The following is a 17,546-nucleotide window of genomic DNA, read 5'->3' on the forward strand; positions in this document are numbered from 1 at the left end:
GCCGTGGGAACGACCGAGAAGACCGTCGGGGTCCGCAGCACCCGGCAGCGCAGCGCCATCGCCGCCCTGCTCGCCGATATCGACGAATTCCGCTCCGCGCAGGAGCTGCACGATGAACTCCGCAAGCGCGGTGAGGGCATCGGGCTGACCACCGTCTACCGGACCCTGCAGTCGCTGGCCGACGCCGGGATGGTCGATGTGTTGCGCACCGACACCGGGGAATCGGTGTACCGGCAGTGCTCCACCGGGCATCACCATCACCTGGTCTGCCGCCAGTGCGGCAGCACCGTTGAGGTCGAGGGACCGACCGTCGAGGCCTGGGCCGATTCCATCGCGGCCGAACACGGGTTCACCGATATCTCGCACACCATGGAGATCTTCGGCACCTGCAAGGACTGCGCCGAGGCCAAGGGCTGACAGCACGGCAACCGCCACAAAAGCAAGCGCGCCCCTGCGTAATACGCAGGGGCGCGCTGTTTTTCGTCGGGTACGGCTCAGACGGCGGGAACCGGCTCGGCGACCGGCTCGGCAGCCGGGGTGCGCAGGACGCCGATGCCCAGCAGGACCAGAGCGGCTGCGGCCCAGCACAACAGAACCGTCAGCGGACCCGCGATGGAGGCGTCACCGAAGAAGGCGGCCGAGCGGAGCAGCGTGGCGGCGGCGCCGGGCGGGAGCAGCTGGCCGATGGTGCCCCACGGCTTGGGCAGCAGCTCCGGCGCGGAAGTGGCTCCGGAGAACGGGTTTCCGATCAGCAGCATGGTGAGGGCGGCGATGCCGATGCCCGCGGGGCCGATGACGGAAGCCAGACCGGCTACCGTTCCGGCGACGGCGAAGGACACCAGTCCGGCGATCGCGGCCATGGTCAGGTACGCGCCGGGCAGCAGGTGCAGCCAGCCCTGCACGATCGTCATGCTCAGCAGCCCACCGGCGATCGCGAAGGTGAGCAGACCGACGGCGCGGGCGGGCACCGACTTGACCAGCAGGCTCATCAGTACGCCACCGGCCAGGCCGGACATGACCAGCGGGAGCACCATGGCGCCGAAACCGGCCCCGCGTGGATCGTGCGGGTCGGCGGCGACCACATCTTGCACGGGGGCGGGGGCGATACCGTTCAGCTGCTGGGCCAAGCCGGAAAGCTGTTGCGCCACAATCGGACTCGCGGCCGAGGCGATCAGCACGCGGGGTTGCCCGTCGGTCAGGATGGCGCCGTAGACATCCCGGCTCTCGATGGCGTCGCGGGCCGCGGATTCGTCCGCGACGGTGCGGATGTCGAAGCCGCCGGGCTCGCGGGCATTGAGCTGCTGGGTGACCGCGGCGGCCTGCGGTCCGGTGATGGCGATGGGCAGATCGCGGGGCGCCACCCGGGCGGCGGGCCAGGCGAAGGCGATGAGCATGACGGCCTGGATGACGGCCGCGGCGAGGCCCAGCGCCAGCGCGAGGCGGAAGGCCTTGGGAAGGGGGTTGGTTGCCGAGGCGGGCCGGGTGTTCTCCGGTGTGCGCTGCGCTGTGTTCATGACACTCTTCCAAAGAAAGCGAAGGTCCGTTCTTTTTGTTGGGACAAGGCTGACATCCGGCTGTCACCTTGTCAAGAACGGATATTCGTTTTACTTTGGGCGCATGCCCAGAGTCAGCGAGGAGCACCTGGAACGCCGCAGGCAGCAGATCCTCGACGCCGCCCAGACCTGCTTCGCCCGCAAGGGCCTACACGCCACCACCATGCAGGACGTCTTCGCCGAATCGGGCCTGTCCGCGGGCGCGGTCTACCGCTACTTCAAGTCCAAGGACGACATCATCGCCGCCCTCACCACCGAGGCGAGCACCGAGCTACACGCCACCCTCTTCGAGGCCGTGCACTCCGATCCCCTACCCACCCCCGCCGAACTGATCCGCACCGTCGCCGAGGCGATCGTCCAGCTCAGCGCGCCCGGCGGCCCGGTGCACCTCATCCCCCAGGCCTGGTCGCTGGCCCTCACCGACCCCAATATCGGCGACTATGTGCGCACCACGCTGGGCGGCATCCGCCGCCTCTGGCAGGACTACGCGCTGCGCATGCGCGACATCGGCTGGTTGCCACCGGATTCCGATACCGACGCGGTCGCCAAGACCATGCTCGGCATCCTGCCCGGCTTCATCCTGCAGCACCTGATCATGGGCGACGTGGATCCCGAGACGCTGTACCGCGGCGTCGAACTGCTCACGCCGAACATGCGGAGCAGCGCCCCGGCCGTCGCCCATACCTGACCGTCAGGGCAGCAGGCCTTGCCGGGCACGGCCCGCACCGGACAGGCTCAGCAGCAGGATGGTGGCCAGCGGCTCGTCCTCGAGTCCGGCGGCGGGGAAGGTGTAGCGCATGATCACGTCGGCGAGCTTGTCGCGGGACACCACGGTGAGCGTGCCGAACTGCAGCCCGGCATTGCGCTCGGCGACCCGCTTGTGCAGCTGCGGTTTGACCGGGCGGTCCCAGGCCAGAATGCACATGAGCGCCAGCACATCCAGGCCCGGCGACAGGTTCACCCCGCGCAGCGAGCAGAGCGCGCCCTCGTATTCGAAGCCGAGGCCCCCCTCCTGATCGTGCACGTCCACGCCGAAGCGCATCAGCACGGCCTTGGCGCGCAGCTGCAGTTCCTCGGCGGGAGTCAGCTGATCGGTCATTTCACTCCTCCGAAGCGGCGGTCGCGCTTGGCGTATTCGAGGCAGGCGTCCCACAGGTTGCGGCGGTCGAAATCGGGGAAAAGCGTTTCCTGGAAGACGAATTCGGCGTAGGCGGCCTGCCAGATCAGGAAGTTGGAGCTGCGCAGCTCGCCCGAGGGACGCAGGAACAGGTCCACGTCCGGCATATCGGGTTCGTCGAGGTAGCGGGCGACGGTGGCCTCGGTGATCTTCTCCGGATCGATCTCCCCCGCCGCCACCCGGCGCGCGATTTCCCGTGCGGCGTCGGCGATCTCGGCGCGGCCGCCGTAGTTGACGCACATGGTGAGGGTCATCACCGTATTGTCCTGCGTCAGCTCCTCGGCGATCTCCAATTCCTTGATCACGCTGCGCCACAGGCGCGGTCGGCGACCGGCCCAGCGGACGCGCACACCCATCTCGTGCATCTCGTCGCGGCGGCGGCGGATCACATCGCGGTTGAAGCCCATCAGGAAGCGGACCTCGTCCGGGCTGCGCTTCCAGTTCTCGGTGGAGAAGGCATACGCCGACAGCCACTTCACGCCGATCTCGATGCAGCCCTCGACGGTGTCCATGAGCACCGCCTCGCCGCGCTCGTGCCCGGCGGTGCGCGGCAGCCCGCGGTCCTGCGCCCAGCGGCCGTTCCCGTCCATCACCAGCGCCACATGCCTGGGCACGAACTCCGCCGGAATGGCGGGCGGCTTCGCTCCCGACGGATGCGGCGACGGCGGCCGCACGACACGCTGCTCGTTCGATGATTTCCGAGTACCGATCACGCCCACCATCCTGCCCGACGGCCCCGACGGCCGAACGGGACCCACACGATTGCCCCGGAACCCCTACATTTCCTCCACCGACCGGTCAGCGTCCGCCACCGGCGAATCAGCGCGGGGCGAGGTAAGCGCGGTAGGTGCCGAACGGCAGGACGGCGTCGTAGACGAGCTCGCCGCCCGGGGTGAACTCGGAGATGCGCGGGGTCATGCCCCAGCTGACCAGGGTGTTGCCGTTGGGTAGCGATTCCGCATTGCCCATGGCGGGGGTGACGATGCCGTCGGGGTGCTGCTGGTTGCGGATCAGGGTGGCGCGCTTGGCGGCCAGGTCGATGTGGATCCACTCGACGCTCGACCTGCCCCGGGATTCCAGGCCTGACGAGTTGTTGTTGAACAGCCGCAGCGTCGAGGAGTCGGTGAATTCGGCATCGTGCTGGAAGGCGAATTCGACGCCGGGATCAGCGGTCAGCGTCGGATTCTTGCCGCCCAGCTGCCACAGGATCTCGCCGGTATTGGGGTCGATGTCGTATACAGCCGCCGTATTGCGCAGGGACACAACCAGATTCCCGGACGGATCCAAGCTGATCGAGTTCATGTGGTACGGGTCGTAGACGTCCCCGGTGAGCTTGCCGGAGGTCTCCGAATCGCTGAGCGGGACATGCTCGGCCGCGCTCCAGCGGAACAGCTGTCTGCCCGATGCCACATCGATGACGACGGCGACGGTGTCGAACATCTTCCCGTTCGCCGGGCCGCCGATGGCGGTGAGATCGGCATCCACCTGCGGATACGAGGTGAGCAGCGCGCGACCGTCCGGGGTGAGCCGGAATTCGTGCACATCCGCGCCCGCGCCGCCCGGGTCCACGGTCGCCAGCACGTTGAAGTTCTCGTCGGCGATGATTCCCACGCCCGAGCCGTGCCCGGCCACCGTGCTGCCCTGCCACCAGGTGAGCACGGTGCGCCCCTGATAGGTCTGGGTCCGGAAGTTCGAGACATCCTGTCCCGCAGGCGGTTCGAACCGCTTGATCTCCTTGCCGGAGCGGTCGGCGACGATGTTCGCGGGCCGCCCGCCGGGCAGCACCTGCGCCACGGTCCCCAGCCCCGGCACCAGCGCGGCCGCGCTCACGCCGCTGGTGTAGTAGATGAATCCGTCTGCCTCCCCGGGCTTTTCGACCTTCACCGTGTACGCGAACCCGCCGAACGGCGAGCTCGGCGTCACCGGCTCGGCGGCCGCGGTGGCGGAGCCGGAGACAGCGAGGACGGCGGCGGTCAGCGCCACGGACGCGCGGGCGAATTTTCGAGAGGAGGCGAGGAACACGCCGAGAACTTTAGGCTCCCTAACCTTCAGCTGCCCCCGTATCGAATCTCACTGATCCTGACCACGGTTCGAGTCCCGCTCACCGGGACTCCCAGGATCAGCCGATCGCGGCCCCCGCGCGCTCCACGGCCTCGTGCGGGCGGGTGCGCTCGATCAGCGGCAGGGTGCGCAACTGGCGTTCGAGATGCCATTGCAGGTGCGCGGCGATGAGGCCGCTGGCCTGGCGGCGCATGGTGTCGGGGATGGCGTTGACGCCGGACCAGTCGCCGCGATTGAGGGCGCTCATGAGGTCGAGGACGCCGAGCATCGGGGTGGCCGCGCCCGGCGGGCGGCAGTGCACGCAGACCGCGCCGCCGGCCGCCACGTGGAAGGCGCGGTGCGGGCCGGGGGTGGCGCAGCGGGCGCAATCGTCGAGGGCCGGGGCCCATCCGGCGAAACCCATGGCGCGCAACAGGAACGCGTCGAGGATCAGTTCGTGGGGCCGGTGCCCCTGCGCGATGGCCCGCAGCGCACCCGCGGTGAGCGTGTGCAGGCGCGGGGCCGGCGCCCCCTCCTCACCCGCCAGCCGCTCCGCGGTCTCGAGCACCGCGCACGCGGTGGTGTACCGGCCGTAATCGGCGACGATATCCGCCGCGAAGGTCTCGACGGTATGCACCTGGGTGACGGTGTCCAGATTCCGCCCCGGATGCAACTGCACATCCACATACGCGAACGGCTCCAACCGAGCCCCGAACTTCGACCGAGTCCGCCGCACCCCCTTGGCCACCGCCCGAACCAGCCCGTGCTGCCGCGTCAGCAACGTGACAATGCGATCCGCCTCGCCCAGCTTGTGCTGGCGCAGCACCACCGCATGATCCCGATACAACCGCACCGCAACAGTCTTGCACGCGGGACCGACCGGATGGCGACGAGTGGGCGGGCGTGTGCCGATTAGTGGTTCGTTGGTGGGCGATTGGCGGGAGCCCCGATGCTCGGACCATGCGAAAGACACCCGCAGTGCGCTTCCACAGAGCCTCCGCTCCGCGGTCCCTGCGTGCCGAGGGGCCCGTCGTGTGCACTGTCGTCCGGCCCCGGCGGGGTGGGCCGGACGACGGTTCGCACGAGGACCGGCGGCGGGATCGCTAGGCGGCCGCCCCTCGCGGTGGCCTCGAGACATCGGCGGAGCGCCTTCACCTCAGCGCCGCCGAGGAGGTGGGATCGGTCCGAACCTCCCGCGCAATTCGGGCCGATCTTGCCGCGCACCAACATTGGACGTGTGACCAGAATCGCGCTACGTTACCCACGGGTACGGAAGAGACGGGATTCACATGACACTGGCGTCGGTTGGCGAGCTCGGACTGGTCGAACTCGCGGCGGCACTGGCGGACGGGACGCTCACCTCGGTGGCGGCGACCACCGCCGTTCTGGATCGGATCGACGCGAGTCAGGGTGCGCTCAATGCCTTCCGGATCGTGCGCCGGGCCGAGGCGCTGGCCGAGGCCGCGGCGGCCGATCGCAAGCTCGCCGCGGGGGAACGGGCCCCGCTGCTCGGGGTGCCGGTGGCCATCAAGGACGACACCGATCTGGCCGGTACCCCAACGGCTTTCGGCTGCGGCGGTGACTTCCCGGCGAAAACCGAAGACGCGGAGGCGGTTCGGCGGCTGCGTGCGGCCGGTGCGGTGATCGTCGGCAAGACCAATACCTGCGAGCTCGGGCAGTTGCCGTTCACGAGCGGAGATGCCTTCGGGCACACCAGGAATCCGTGGAGCGCCGAGCATACGCCCGGCGGGTCCTCGGGCGGGTCCGGTGCGGCCGTGGCGGCCGGATTGGTGCCCGCCGCACTGGGTTCCGACGGGGCGGGCTCGGTGCGCATTCCGGCCGCCTGGAACAACCTGGTCGGGATCAAGCCGCAGCGCGGGCGCATCTCGACCTGGCCGCTGCCGGAGGCGTTCTACGGGCTCACCGTGAACGGGCCGCTCGCCCGGACCGTCGCCGATGCCGCGCTCTTGCTGGATGCCGCCGCCGGACCCCATCCGGGCGACCTGCACACCCCGCCCGCGCTGCGCGTCTCCGATGCCGTCGGCCGCGATCCGGGCCGCCTGCGCATCGCGCTGTCGCTGCGAATCCCGTTCACCGCCACCAGGACCGCGCTCGATCGCGAGGTGGAGGCACGGGTGCACGCCACCGCGAACACGCTGCGCCGCCTCGGCCACCAGGTCACCATCGCCGATATCCACTACGGCGTGCTGATGGGCGCGACCTTCCTGCCCCGCTCGCTGACCGGCGTCAACCAGGCCCTCGAGCGACTCCCCAAGGCGCAGGTGGACCCCCGCACCACCCACAACGCCCTCGTCGGACGCCTGCTGTCCCCGCTGCTGTTCGCGGCGCGGCAGGCGGAACCATTGCTGCGCATGCGAATCGGCCGCATGTTCAACGACTTCGACCTGATCCTGGCCCCGACCACGGCGACCCCGCCGCCGGGTGTCCATGAGATCGACGGCATCAGCAACTGGGCGACCGACGAACTCATCACCGCCGCTTGCCCTTACACCTGGCCGTGGAACGTCCTGGGCTGGCCCGCCGTCAACGTCCCGTCGGGCTTCACCGCCACCGGGCTGCCGGTCGGCGCCCAGCTGATGGGCCCGGCCAATTCCGAACCCCTGCTGGTTTCGGTTGCCGCCCAGCTCGAGTCGGAACTCCAGTGGCAGAAGACCCGGCCCGCCGCGTGGTGGCCCCAGCCCTGAAACGCTGAATCCCCCGGCTAGAAGCCGAGTTTGCCGAGCTGCTTCGGGTCGCGCTGCCAGTCCTTGGCGACCTTCACGTGCAGGTGCAGGTAGATGCGGGTGCCGAGGATGTGCTCGATCTGCTTGCGGGCGTTGGTGCCCACCTCTTTCAAGCGCGCGCCGCCCTTGCCTATGATGATGGCCTTCTGGCTGGGGCGTTCCACGTACAGCAGGGCGTGGACGTCGAGCATGCCCTCGTGGGAGCGGCGGCCCTCGGTCTCGGGATCGTCGTTCTCGTCGCGTTCGAGGACCTCCTCGATCACCACGGCCAGCGAGTGCGGGAGCTCGTCGCGCACACCCTCCAGGGCCGCCTCGCGAATGAGCTCGGCCATCAGGACTTCCTCGGGCTCGTCGGTGAGCTCGCCGTCGGGGTAGAAGGCGGGGCCTTCGGGCATCTGGGAGGCGATGACGTCGATGAGCACCTCGACCTGCTCACCCTTGACCGCGGAGACCGGAACCACCTCGGCCTCGGGGCCCAGCAACTGGGAGACGGCCATGAGCTGATGGGCGACCTGGTCCCGGCTCACCTTGTCGATCTTGGTGACCACGCCGAGCAGGGTGGTCTTGGGCGCCATGGTCTTGATCTGCTCGACGATCCAGCGGTCGCCGGGGCCGATCTTCTCGTCGGCCGGGATGCAGACCGCGATCACGTCGACTTCCGAATAGGTGTCGCGCACCAGGTCGTTGAGCCGCTGGCCGAGCAGCGTGCGCGGGCGGTGCAGGCCGGGGGTGTCGACCAGGATCAGCTGCGCGTGCTCGCGGTGCACGATGCCGCGAATCGTGTGCCGGGTGGTCTGCGGCCGCGAGGAGGTGATGGCGATCTTCTGCCCCACCATGGCATTGGTCAGCGTGGACTTGCCGGTGTTCGGGCGTCCGACGAAACAGACGAAGCCGGAACGGAATTCGTCCTTGTTCTTGCCGCTCATTCGAAGACCTCCGATTCGGTGTCGATATCGAGCGCCGCCGGCACTTCGCCCGCCTCGGGCCGCTGCGCGGAAATGGGGTTCTCGACGCCGTAGGCGTCGTTCGCGTCCAGCACGTCGAACACCGCGCCCTTGGCATCGCCGAAAATGATTCGCGCGGAAGGCGATACCTCACGCACCGCGGACACGCCGAGATCGGAGAACTTACCCGCGACCACCACGGCCGCCTCGAAACCCTCGGCGCCACTGGAGATCGCGGCCGCCACCGCCGCCTGCAGAGCCGTCAGCCGCAGCGTCGACAGCTCCACGGTCCCGGCCGCGTAGGTGCGTCCGTCGGTATCGCGCACGGCCGCACCGCCGGTGCCGCCGGTCCGCCCCATGGCGCCGCGGGCGAGGACCGCCAGCTTGTTGTCCTCGGCGTCCAGTTCAATCATCGGCCTCTCCGTCCTCGTGTGCGCCGCCGCCCGGCTCGCTCTCTCGAAAAACACCGTCGGCGGGTTCGCTTTTCGTCTTCTCGGGGGCCTTGCGCACCACCACCGTGTGGATGCGCATGCGGCCCCGCGCGTCGGCCCCGCCCTCCCCCTTCAATTGCAGGCCGTGCACGACGGCCTTGGAACCGGGCAGCGGCACCCGGCCCAGCGCGTGCGCGAGCAGACCGCCGACGGTGTCGACGTCCTCCTCCTCGATCTGCATGCCGAACAGCTCGCCCAGGTCGTCGACCGGCAGCCGGGCCGAGACCCGGTAGCGGCCGTGGCCGATCTGCTCGATCGGCGCGATCTCGTCCTTGTCGTATTCGTCGGCGATCTCGCCCACGATCTCCTCGAGGATGTCCTCGATGGTGACCAGCCCGGCGATGCCGCCGTACTCGTCGACCAGCAGCGCCATATGGTTGCGGCGGCGCTGCATCTCGTCGAGCAGGGCGTCCAGCGGCTTGGAGTCGGGCATGAACACGGCGGGCCGCATGACCTGCCGCACCTTCACCTTGCGGCTCCGATCCGCGTACGGGACAAGGTCTTTGAGATAGACGACGCCGAGAATGTCGTCGACGTTCTCGCCGATCACCGGCACCCGGGAATGCCCGGACCGCACGGCCAGCGACATCGCCTGCGCCGCGGTCTTGTCCGCCTCGATCCACACCATCTCGGTGCGCGGCACCATCACCTCGCGCGCGGGGGTGGTGTCGAGTTCGAACACCGACTGGATCATGCGGCGCTCGTCGGCGTCCACGACACCGCGCTCGCCGGCCAGATCCACCACCTCGCGCAGCTCGATCTCGGAAGCGAAGGGGCCGTTGCGGAATCCCTTACCGGGGGTGATCGCATTACCGATCAGGATCAGCAGGCGGCTGATCGGGCCCAGCAGCGAGCCTATGGCCTGCAGCGGCAGCGACGCGCCCAGCGCCAGCGAATACGCGTGCTGGCGGCCGAGGGTGCGCGGGCCGACACCGATCACCAGATAGTCGACCAGCACCATGACCGCCGCGGTGATCAGCAGCGCGCTGGCCTCGCCCAGCCAGTCCATGAGCGCCGCGGCCAGCAGCACGGTCGCGGTGATCTCGCACGTGAGGCGCAGCAGCACCATGAGATTCACGTACCGCGGCCGGTCCGCGATGATGCGGGCCAGCCGCGCGGCGCCGGTGCGATCGGCGCGCACCAGATCCTCCACGCGCGCGGGGGAAATGGTGTTCAGCGCCGAATCCAGCGCCGCGAAGACACCACCCGCCGGGACCAGCACGATCGCCAGCAGGAGCAGAACGAATGAATTCACGCCGGGCCCAGCGGATCACCGGTGGTGTCGGTGAATCCGGTCTTGCCCAGCAGCCGCTGATCGCGGTCGGCCAGTTCGGCGCGGCGCATCTCCTGGCGGACATGCTCGTACCAGCCCTCCAGCAGGGAGGCCTGTAGCGCGAACATCTCCTTCTCCTCCTCCGGCTCGGCATGGTCGTAGCCGAGGAGGTGCAGGACGCCGTGCACGGTCAGCAGCGCGAGCTCGTGATCCATGGAATGCCCGGCCTTCTCGGCCTGCTGGGCCGCGAACTCGGGGCAGAGCACGATATCGCCGAGCATGGAGGGGCCGGGTTCGGCGGCATCGGGCCGCCCGCCCGGCTCCAGCTCGTCCATGGGGAAGCTCATGACGTCGGTCGGACCCGGCAGGTCCATCCAGCGCATGTGCAGATCCGCCATGGTGTCGAGATCGACCAGCACCATCGACAGTTCGGCCGCCGGATGGACGTCCATCTGCCCGATCACGAAGCGCGCGACGCTGACCAGTTCTTCTTCGGATACCTCGATACCCGATTCGTTGGCGATCTCGATGCTCACCCGAACAGCCTAGATGGCGAGGTCAGTGTCGCTCTCCCCGGCTCGCGGCACGTCGCTGCGCCCGATTGCCCGGGTAGTGGACCGCGGCCGGAGGCCGGGTCTCCGACTCGTAGCGGTCATAGGCATCGACGATCGCCCCGACCAGCCGGTGCCGGACCACATCGGCGCTGGTGAGCTCCGCGATGTGGATGTCATCGATGCCGTGCAGGATCTCCGTCGCCGCCCGCAGACCCGAACGCGAGTTGTTCGGCAGGTCGACCTGGGTGATGTCACCGGTCACCACGATCTTGGAGCCGAAGCCCAGGCGGGTGAGGAACATCTTCATCTGCTCGGCCGTGGTGTTCTGCGCCTCGTCCAGAATGATGAACGAATCGTTCAGCGTGCGACCGCGCATGTAGGCCAGCGGCGCGACCTCGATGACACCGGCCTGCATGAGCTTCGGGATCGCCTCGGGATCCATCATGTCGTGCAGGGCGTCGTAGAGCGGACGTAGGTACGGGTCGATCTTGTCGTTCAGCGTGCCCGGCAGGAAGCCCAGCCGCTCACCCGCCTCGACCGCCGGCCGGGTCAGGATGATGCGATTGACCTGCTTGGTCTGCAACGCCTGCACGGCCTTGGCCATGGCCAGATACGTCTTGCCGGTACCGGCCGGGCCCACACCGAAGACGATGGTGTGCGCGTCGATGGCGTCGACATAGCGCTTCTGGTTCAGCGTCTTGGGGCGGATGGTCTTGCCGCGCCGGGACAGGATGTCCAGGCTCAGCACCTCCGCCGGGGAATCCGAGGAACCCTCGGTGAGCATCGAGTAGGTGTGCCGCACCGCCTCGGGCGTGACCACCCGATTGCGCGCGGTGAGCGCGACCAGCTGGGCGACGACCCGCTCCGCGAGCGCGACATCCGCGGGTTTGCCGGTCAACGTGACCGAATTCCCGCGCACATGAATGTCGGCGACCAGCAGCCGCTCGAGTTCCCGCAGGTTCTCATCAGCCGAACCCAGGAAACCGAACACCGACTCCGGTGCCAATTCGATGCTGGAACGAACGGTCCGCCCCGCCGGCCCGGACCCGTTGACGCTGGCCCCGATGCCGGCAATGGGAGTGCTCTGATCGCCGATTTCGCCTGGGTTTCTCAAAAGTGGCTATAGCCTGCTTCCCGGTCTCGATCCCGTATTCGTTGACAGAAGTTTACCGCCGCCCACCGACACGGCCCAGTGAATAAGCCGCTACCAACAGGCGAAACAACCCACCGTCACGCAACCGCCGCACCCCCGACTCCATTCCGTGCCGCAACCAGGCGATATCGGAGGCCGCCCGATCTACCAGCGCGGGGTGAGCGCGCCCAGCGCGCCGAGGGCGACCGCGGCGGCGGTGGAGGTGCGCAGGACGGTGGGGCCGAGCAGGACGATGTCGGCGCCGGCCTCGGCGAGGGACTTCAGTTCGGAGTCGTCGAGGCCGCCTTCGGGGCCGACGATGAGGATGATTTCGGGGACGTCGGTGAAAGACAGGTCGGTGAGGCGGGATTCGCCGGACTCGTGGAGGGCGGCTACGAGGGCGCCGGAAGACTTTGCGGTGCGGACCAATTCGAGAAGCTCGCGAGTGGTGTGCAAGTCCGCCACATCCGGGATGTAGGCGCGGCGGGATTGGCGGGCGGCTTGTTTGGCGGCGGCGCGCCATTTTTCGACGCCCTTGCGGGCCTTGGATTCCCAGTTGGAGACGCAGCGGAGGGCCTGCCAGGGGACGATCGCGTCGGCACCGGCCTCGGTCATGAGTTCGACCGCTAGTTCGGAGCGGTCGGATTTGGGGAGGGCCTGGACCACGGTTACCTGCGGGGTCCAGGGCTCCGCCAGACGTTTGTTCAGGACCTTCAGTTCGAGGCGGTCCTTGTGGGCCGCAACCACTTCCGAGTCGGCGAGGGTGCCGTGGCCGTCGGAGAGGGTGATGGCCTCTCCTACCCGGGTGCGGCGGACGGTGGCGGCGTGGCGGCCCTCGGGGCCGTCCAGGACCGCGGTCGCACCCGGGTCGGGGATGTCGTCGAGGTAGAAGACGGTGGCGGCCAAGGGATCAGCGTCCGCTGAAGGATGCGCGCAGGCGCGCGAACAGGCCCGAGTTGTGCTCGGATTGGGCGGTCATCACCTCGGTGTGCTCGCCCGCGCGCAGGCCCTTGTACTTGCGCAGCAGGTCGGACTGCTTGGCGTCGAGCTTGGTCGGCACCACGATGTCGAGGTGCGCGATCAGGTCGCCGCGGGAGCTGGCGCGCAGCTTGGGCATGCCGTGGCCGCGCAGCACCGACGCCTCGCCGGGCTGGGTGCCGGCGGGGATGGTCAGCTCGACGGGGCCGTCGAGGATGGTGTCGATGACCACGGTGGTGCCGAGCGCGGCGTCGACCATGGGAACGCGAATAGTGCAGTGCAGGTCGTCGCCGTCGCGCACGAAGGTGTCGTGCGGCTGCTCGACGATCTCGACATAGAGGTCACCGGCGGGACCGCCACCCGGGCCGACCTCACCCTGGGCGGCGAGACGCACGCGCATGCCGTTCGCGACACCGGCCGGAATCGGCGCGGCGATCTCACGGCGCGAGCGCACGCGGCCGTCGCCGCCACACTTGCGGCAGGGATCGGGAATCGTCTCGCCCGCACCACGGCAGGTGGGGCACGGCCGGGAGGTCATGACCTGGCCGAGGAAGGACCGCTGCACGGTCTGCACTTCGCCCGCGCCGCCACAGGTTTCGCAGCGCACCGGCTTGGAGTTGCCGTTGGTGCCCGCGCCCTGGCACAGATCACACAGGATGGCGGTGTCGACGGTCAGATGCTTGGTGACGCCGACCGCGCACTCCTGCAACGACAGTCGCGTGCGCAGCAGCGAATCCGCACCGGGCTGCACGCGTCCGCGCGGCTTGCGGGAGCCGCCGCCGGAGGCGTTCATGCCGCCGAAGAACGCCTCGAACACATCACCGAGGCCGCCGAACCCGGCACCCGAGAAACCGCCGCCCATGCCGCCGCCGGATTCCAGCGGGTCGCCGCCGAGGTCGACAATGCGTCGCTTCTCCGGATCCGACAGCACCTCGTAGGCGCTGGAGACCTCGCGGAACTTCTCCTGGGCCTCCGGCTCCGGATTCACGTCGGGATGCAGTTCACGCGCCAACTTGCGATAGGCGCGCTTGATCTCCTGGTCGGTCGCGTTGCGTGCGACGCCGAGCAGTGCGTAATAGTCCCGTGCCACGTGCGCTCTCTAGTCCTGTTTCGTCTTCAGCCTGCTCACCGTTCGGCGAGCACTTCACCGATGTATCGGGCGACAGCCGCTACCGAGGCGATGGTTCCCGGGTAGTCCATGCGGGTCGGCCCCAATACCCCCATACCTCCGAGCACCGTACCGGGCATCCCGTAACCGGTGGACACCACGGCCGTCCCACGCATCTGCTCGAGCTTGGTCTCCTCGCCGATCTGCACCGTCACCGTACCCGGCACCTGCGCCGCGGCCAGCAGCTTCAACACGATCACCTGCTCCTCGAGGGCCTCGAGGACAGAACGCAGGGAACCCGGGAATCCGTTCCCGGCGAAGTCGGAGGCATTGCGGGTGAGGTTGGCGGTGCCGCCGAGGACGAGACGTTCCTCGGGATGCTCGACGAGGGTCTCGACCATGACCGTCGAGACCCTGATGAGTACGTCGCGCAGCTTCGGCGGGGAATGTTCGGGGAGCTCGGCGACCGAGGCGGAAGCGGCCGCGAGGCGCTTGCCCTCCATGGCCTTGCCGAGCATGCCGCGCAGGGCGGCCAGGTCTTCCTCGCTGATCAGATTGCCGAGGTCGACCAGGCGTTGATCGACGCGGCCGGTGTCGGTGATCACGACCAGCAATAGTCGGGCGGGGTTGAGGGCCACGACCTCGATGTGGCGCACGGTCGACGCCGACACCGTCGGGTACTGGACCATGGCGACCTGCCGGGTCAGCTGGGCCAGCAGCCGGACGCCGCGGCGCAGCACATCGTCGAGATCGACACCGCTCTCCAGGAATTCCATGATGGCCCGGCGCTCGGCATTCGACAGCGGCTTGACCTCGGCGATGTGATCGACGAACTGCCGGTAGCCCTTGTCGGTCGGGATGCGACCCGACGACGTATGCGGCTGGGCGATATAGCCTTCGGCCTCCAGCACGGCCATGTCATTGCGGACCGTCGCACTCGATACGCCAAGGTTGTGCCGCTCGACCAGGGTCTTGGACCCGATCGGCTCCTTGGTCGCGATGTAGTCCGCCACGATGGCCCGCAGGACCTCGAGCCGGCGCTGCTCTGTGCTCGACATGGCCCCACCTCCTCGCGCGAAAATTCCAGGGATTACCCACCCTAGTTTAGTGACCCCTTGTCAAGTTGCTGTGCGACCGCCCGTCAGCTGCGCGGAGTCACCCAACCGCCCGGTGTGCGACCGTGCTTCCACTTGATGCCGCATCCGACGCTCGGAGTGTGCGGTTCGGGGACGGGTTGCCCGGCGAGTACATGCTCGACAGCGTCCCGCAGCGACGAGCCATCGACGGGCTCGTCGTTTCCGGGCGTGGCCGCGTCGAACCGCCCGCGATAGGCCAGCCGCCGCTCGCCGTCGTACAAGAACAGGTCCGGCGTGCACGCCGCCTGATACGCCCGCGCCACCTCCTGCGACTCGTCGATCAGGTACGGAAACCGAAACCCGGCCCGCCGCACTTGATCTCGCAAATGCGCGGCGTCGTCATCCGGATAGTTGTCGGTGTCGTTGCTGCAGATCGCGACCGTCGCCAACCCCCGCTCGGCGAGCTCCGCGGCCACCGCCCCGAGCTCCGTCTCGATCTTGCGAACGTACGGACAGTGATTCGACAGGAACACCACCAACAACGCGGGCTCCTTGAACGAGTCCAGCGAAACCTCGGTGCCATCCACCGCGGGCAACGTGAATTCCGGTGCGGGCGTGCCGATCGGCACCATGAACGATGCGAGCGCCATCCGCCCATTGTCACCGACCGGCGGCCGCCTCCACCACCGCGGCGACGTCGGCCGGGTGCGAGACCAGCCCGGCGTGCGAGGCGTCGATCGAGGAGACGTGCGCACCCATCCGCTTGGCCATATCCCATTGCGAAGCAGGGGGAATCACGCGATCGGCGGTGGAGACGAGATACCAACTCGGGGTAGTGGACCAGGCCGGAGCCCCGGACGGCTCGAGGTTGGCGGTGAGCGCCAGGGAGTGCTGGCGAGCGACCATGACCGCGGCGGTGGCCGGATCGACGTCCTGGGCGAAGACATCGCGGAAACTCGCCGGATCGATATAGGCGTCCAGATTCTTTCCGGCGATGCCCGACGGGTCGTCAACGATCTTGGGCCGCAACGCCAGAGTGAGCTGCGAACCCGGATATTGCAGCGGATTCAGTTCCAGCAGCGCGACCTCGCCCTGCGTGGGCGCGAAAGCAGCGATGTAGACCAGCGATTCAACCTTGGCATCGTGCACGTTGCTGATCACGGTGCCACCATACGAGTGCCCGACCAGCACGATCGGCCCGGAAATCCCATCGATCGCCCGCTGCACCGCGGCCGCGTCGTTCGCGGGCCCACGCAACGGATTCTCCGGCGTCACAACCCGATACCCGTCCTCCCGCAGCCGTGCGGCCACGCCGTCCCAGCTCGAGGTGTCGGCAAATGCGCCGTGCACCAGCACGATTGTGGGCAGCGGCGCGGCCGTCGCTGGCACGGCAGCCGAGAACGGTCCAATAGCGAGGATGACCGCCACGACGGCGGCACGCACCAACCGGAACATGGTGGTCAATTCTTCAGGAAGCGCGGAGATTCGGCGGTGAAAGCGCGTTCGGAATCTCCATACGCGCTCAGCTCAGGAGGGTGCGGACTACGCCGTCGGCGAGTAGGCGGCCGCGGGCGGTGAGGGTGAGGCGATCGTCGGTGAGTTCGGCGAGGCCGTCGGCGATGACGCGGTCGGCGGCGCGGCGGCCGGCGGGGTCGAGGTCTTCGAGGGGGAGGCCGGTGCGGAGGCGGACGGTGAGCATGACTCGTTCGGTGTAGCGCTCTTCGGCGGTGAGGGACTCCCAGCCTGCGGCGGGGAGGATGCCGGTGGCGACCCGGTCCGCGTAGCGCGCGGGGTGTTTCACGTTCCACCAGCGGGTGCCGCCGACGTGGCTGTGGGCGCCGGGACCTGCGCCGAGCCAGTCGCCGCCGTCCCAGTAGCCGAGGTTGTGGCGGCAGCGGCCCGCGTCGGAGGCGGCCCAGTTGGAGACCTCGTACCAGTGCAGGCCCGCGGCTTCGAGGCGGGAATCGATGCGTTCGTAGCGGGCGGCGAGGACGTCGTCGTCGGGGGCGGGCAGTTCGCCGCGGCGAACCCGGCGGGCCAGCGCCGTACCGTCCTCGACGATCAGGGAGTAGGCGGAGACGTGGTCGACGCCCGCGGAGAGCACGGCATCGAGGCTGGCATCGAGATCGGCGTCGGTCTCACCGGGCGTGCCGTAGATGAGGTCGAGATTCACATGCTCGAATCCGGCACCCCGCGCCTCGCGAGCCGCAGCCACAGCCCGCCCGGGAGTGTGGGTGCGGTCCAAGATCTTCAGCACATGCTGCGCCGCCGACTGCATGCCGAGCGAGACCCGGGTATATCCGGCCGCCCGAATCCGCTCGAAGAACTCAGGCGAGGTGGATTCCGGATTCGACTCCGTCGTCACCTCGGCCCCCGGCGCGAGGGTGAAATTCTCCCGAACCGCATCGAGCACCCCCGCCAGCCCGTCCCCACAGAGCAACGACGGCGTCCCCCCACCCACGAACACGGTCTCCAC

Annotated in this window: 19 protein-coding genes; 3 read left to right on the forward strand and 16 right to left on the reverse strand. The window is 68.7% G+C overall.

Going from position 1 to position 17,546, the window contains the following annotated elements:
- The first annotated feature begins 3 nt into the window (after positions 1–3).
- Complete coding sequence (locus ACAM49_RS11625; RefSeq protein WP_369635476.1) at positions 4–417, forward strand: Fur family transcriptional regulator; 414 nt, start codon at positions 4–6, stop codon at positions 415–417.
- Between the two features lie 77 nt (positions 418–494).
- Here ACAM49_RS11625 and ACAM49_RS11630 read toward each other — a convergent pair whose 3' ends face one another.
- Positions 495–1,514, reverse strand: a complete 1,020-nt coding sequence (locus ACAM49_RS11630) for a hypothetical protein (RefSeq protein ID WP_369635477.1) — start codon at positions 1,512–1,514, stop codon at positions 495–497.
- Positions 1,515–1,617: 103 nt separating this feature from the next.
- Between ACAM49_RS11630 and ACAM49_RS11635 the strand changes: the two genes are divergently transcribed.
- A complete protein-coding gene (locus ACAM49_RS11635) occupies positions 1,618–2,241 on the forward strand; it encodes a TetR/AcrR family transcriptional regulator (RefSeq protein ID WP_369635478.1) in 624 nt (207 codons plus the stop codon).
- 3 nt (positions 2,242–2,244) lie between these two features.
- Here ACAM49_RS11635 and ACAM49_RS11640 read toward each other — a convergent pair whose 3' ends face one another.
- From ACAM49_RS11640 to recO, 4 genes are all read right to left on the reverse strand, one after another.
- Entirely contained in the window at positions 2,245–2,595 is a 351-nt protein-coding gene (locus ACAM49_RS11640) for a hypothetical protein (RefSeq protein ID WP_369635491.1), read from the reverse strand.
- A 53-nt stretch (positions 2,596–2,648) separates the two neighbouring features.
- Positions 2,649–3,443 carry an isoprenyl transferase gene (locus ACAM49_RS11645; protein ID WP_245568468.1) on the reverse strand — a complete coding sequence of 265 codons (795 nt, stop codon included), beginning with the start codon at positions 3,441–3,443 and terminating at the stop codon, positions 2,649–2,651.
- Positions 3,444–3,549: 106 nt separating this feature from the next.
- A complete protein-coding gene (locus ACAM49_RS11650; protein WP_369635479.1) occupies positions 3,550–4,752 on the reverse strand; it encodes an arylsulfotransferase family protein in 1,203 nt (400 codons plus the stop codon).
- A gap of 97 nt (positions 4,753–4,849) precedes the next feature.
- Positions 4,850–5,623: a DNA repair protein RecO gene (recO, locus tag ACAM49_RS11655; RefSeq protein WP_369635480.1), complete on the reverse strand. Its 774-nt coding sequence runs from the start codon at positions 5,621–5,623 to the stop codon at positions 4,850–4,852.
- 436 nt (positions 5,624–6,059) lie between these two features.
- On the opposite strand from recO, the gene ACAM49_RS11660 reads away from it, so the two are divergent.
- Entirely contained in the window at positions 6,060–7,475 is a 1,416-nt protein-coding gene (locus tag ACAM49_RS11660) for an amidase (protein WP_369635481.1), read from the forward strand.
- Between the two features lie 17 nt (positions 7,476–7,492).
- On the opposite strand, the gene era is transcribed toward ACAM49_RS11660, so the two are convergent.
- The 11 genes from era to hemW all read right to left on the reverse strand — a co-directional run.
- Positions 7,493–8,440 carry a GTPase Era gene (gene era / locus ACAM49_RS11665; RefSeq protein ID WP_369635482.1) on the reverse strand — a complete coding sequence of 316 codons (948 nt, stop codon included), beginning with the start codon at positions 8,438–8,440 and terminating at the stop codon, positions 7,493–7,495.
- Positions 8,437–8,871: a cytidine deaminase gene (locus ACAM49_RS11670; RefSeq protein ID WP_369635483.1), complete on the reverse strand. Its 435-nt coding sequence runs from the start codon at positions 8,869–8,871 to the stop codon at positions 8,437–8,439. The genes era and ACAM49_RS11670 overlap by 4 nt, the downstream gene beginning before the upstream one ends.
- On the reverse strand, positions 8,864–10,204 hold the full coding sequence (locus ACAM49_RS11675) for a hemolysin family protein (RefSeq protein WP_369635484.1): 1,341 nt from the start codon (positions 10,202–10,204) through the stop codon (positions 8,864–8,866). Before ACAM49_RS11675 ends, ACAM49_RS11670 begins: the two co-directional genes overlap by 8 nt.
- Positions 10,201–10,758, reverse strand: a complete 558-nt coding sequence (gene ybeY, locus ACAM49_RS11680; RefSeq protein ID WP_040806460.1) for an rRNA maturation RNase YbeY — start codon at positions 10,756–10,758, stop codon at positions 10,201–10,203. The genes ACAM49_RS11675 and ybeY overlap by 4 nt, the downstream gene beginning before the upstream one ends.
- A 22-nt stretch (positions 10,759–10,780) precedes the next feature.
- Complete coding sequence (locus ACAM49_RS11685; protein ID WP_369635492.1) at positions 10,781–11,851, reverse strand: PhoH family protein; 1,071 nt, start codon at positions 11,849–11,851, stop codon at positions 10,781–10,783.
- A gap of 222 nt (positions 11,852–12,073) precedes the next feature.
- A complete protein-coding gene (locus ACAM49_RS11690; protein WP_369635485.1) occupies positions 12,074–12,814 on the reverse strand; it encodes a 16S rRNA (uracil(1498)-N(3))-methyltransferase in 741 nt (246 codons plus the stop codon).
- A 4-nt stretch (positions 12,815–12,818) separates the two neighbouring features.
- The gene (gene dnaJ, locus ACAM49_RS11695; protein WP_369635486.1) at positions 12,819–13,976 is read right to left on the reverse strand and encodes a molecular chaperone DnaJ; all 1,158 of its coding nucleotides are present in this window, start codon (positions 13,974–13,976) and stop codon (positions 12,819–12,821) included.
- A gap of 35 nt (positions 13,977–14,011) precedes the next feature.
- Entirely contained in the window at positions 14,012–15,052 is a 1,041-nt protein-coding gene (hrcA, locus tag ACAM49_RS11700) for a heat-inducible transcriptional repressor HrcA (RefSeq protein ID WP_369635487.1), read from the reverse strand.
- Positions 15,053–15,135: 83 nt separating this feature from the next.
- A complete protein-coding gene (locus ACAM49_RS11705; RefSeq protein ID WP_369635488.1) occupies positions 15,136–15,720 on the reverse strand; it encodes a thioredoxin family protein in 585 nt (194 codons plus the stop codon).
- 10 nt (positions 15,721–15,730) lie between these two features.
- Entirely contained in the window at positions 15,731–16,525 is a 795-nt protein-coding gene (locus tag ACAM49_RS11710; RefSeq protein WP_369635489.1) for an alpha/beta fold hydrolase, read from the reverse strand.
- A gap of 67 nt (positions 16,526–16,592) precedes the next feature.
- On the reverse strand, positions 16,593–17,546 hold a 954-nt coding region (gene hemW, locus ACAM49_RS11715; RefSeq protein WP_369635490.1), incomplete at its 5' end, for a radical SAM family heme chaperone HemW.

The organism is Nocardia sp. JMUB6875, assembly GCF_041154655.1.
In the GTDB taxonomy this organism is placed as follows: Bacteria; Actinomycetota; Actinomycetes; order Mycobacteriales; family Mycobacteriaceae; genus Nocardia.

Bases quoted from the DNA above. Each gene is read 5' to 3' on its own strand.
- ACAM49_RS11630 (WP_369635477.1), bottom strand. From the start codon at position 1,514: ATGAACACAGCGCAGCGCACACCGGAGAACACCCGGCCCGCCTCGGCA.
- ACAM49_RS11635 (WP_369635478.1), top strand. From the start codon at position 1,618: ATGCCCAGAGTCAGCGAGGAGCACCTGGAACGCCGCAGGCAGCAGATC.
- ACAM49_RS11640 (WP_369635491.1), bottom strand. From the start codon at position 2,595: ATGCGCTTCGGCGTGGACGTGCACGATCAGGAGGGGGGCCTCGGCTTC.
- ACAM49_RS11660 (WP_369635481.1), top strand. From the start codon at position 6,060: ATGACACTGGCGTCGGTTGGCGAGCTCGGACTGGTCGAACTCGCGGCG.
- era (WP_369635482.1), bottom strand. From the start codon at position 8,440: ATGAGCGGCAAGAACAAGGACGAATTCCGTTCCGGCTTCGTCTGTTTC.
- ACAM49_RS11670 (WP_369635483.1), bottom strand. From the start codon at position 8,871: ATGATTGAACTGGACGCCGAGGACAACAAGCTGGCGGTCCTCGCCCGC.
- hrcA (WP_369635487.1), bottom strand. From the start codon at position 15,052: ATGTCGAGCACAGAGCAGCGCCGGCTCGAGGTCCTGCGGGCCATCGTG.
- ACAM49_RS11705 (WP_369635488.1), bottom strand. From the start codon at position 15,720: ATGGCGCTCGCATCGTTCATGGTGCCGATCGGCACGCCCGCACCGGAA.
- ACAM49_RS11710 (WP_369635489.1), bottom strand. From the start codon at position 16,525: ATGTTCCGGTTGGTGCGTGCCGCCGTCGTGGCGGTCATCCTCGCTATT.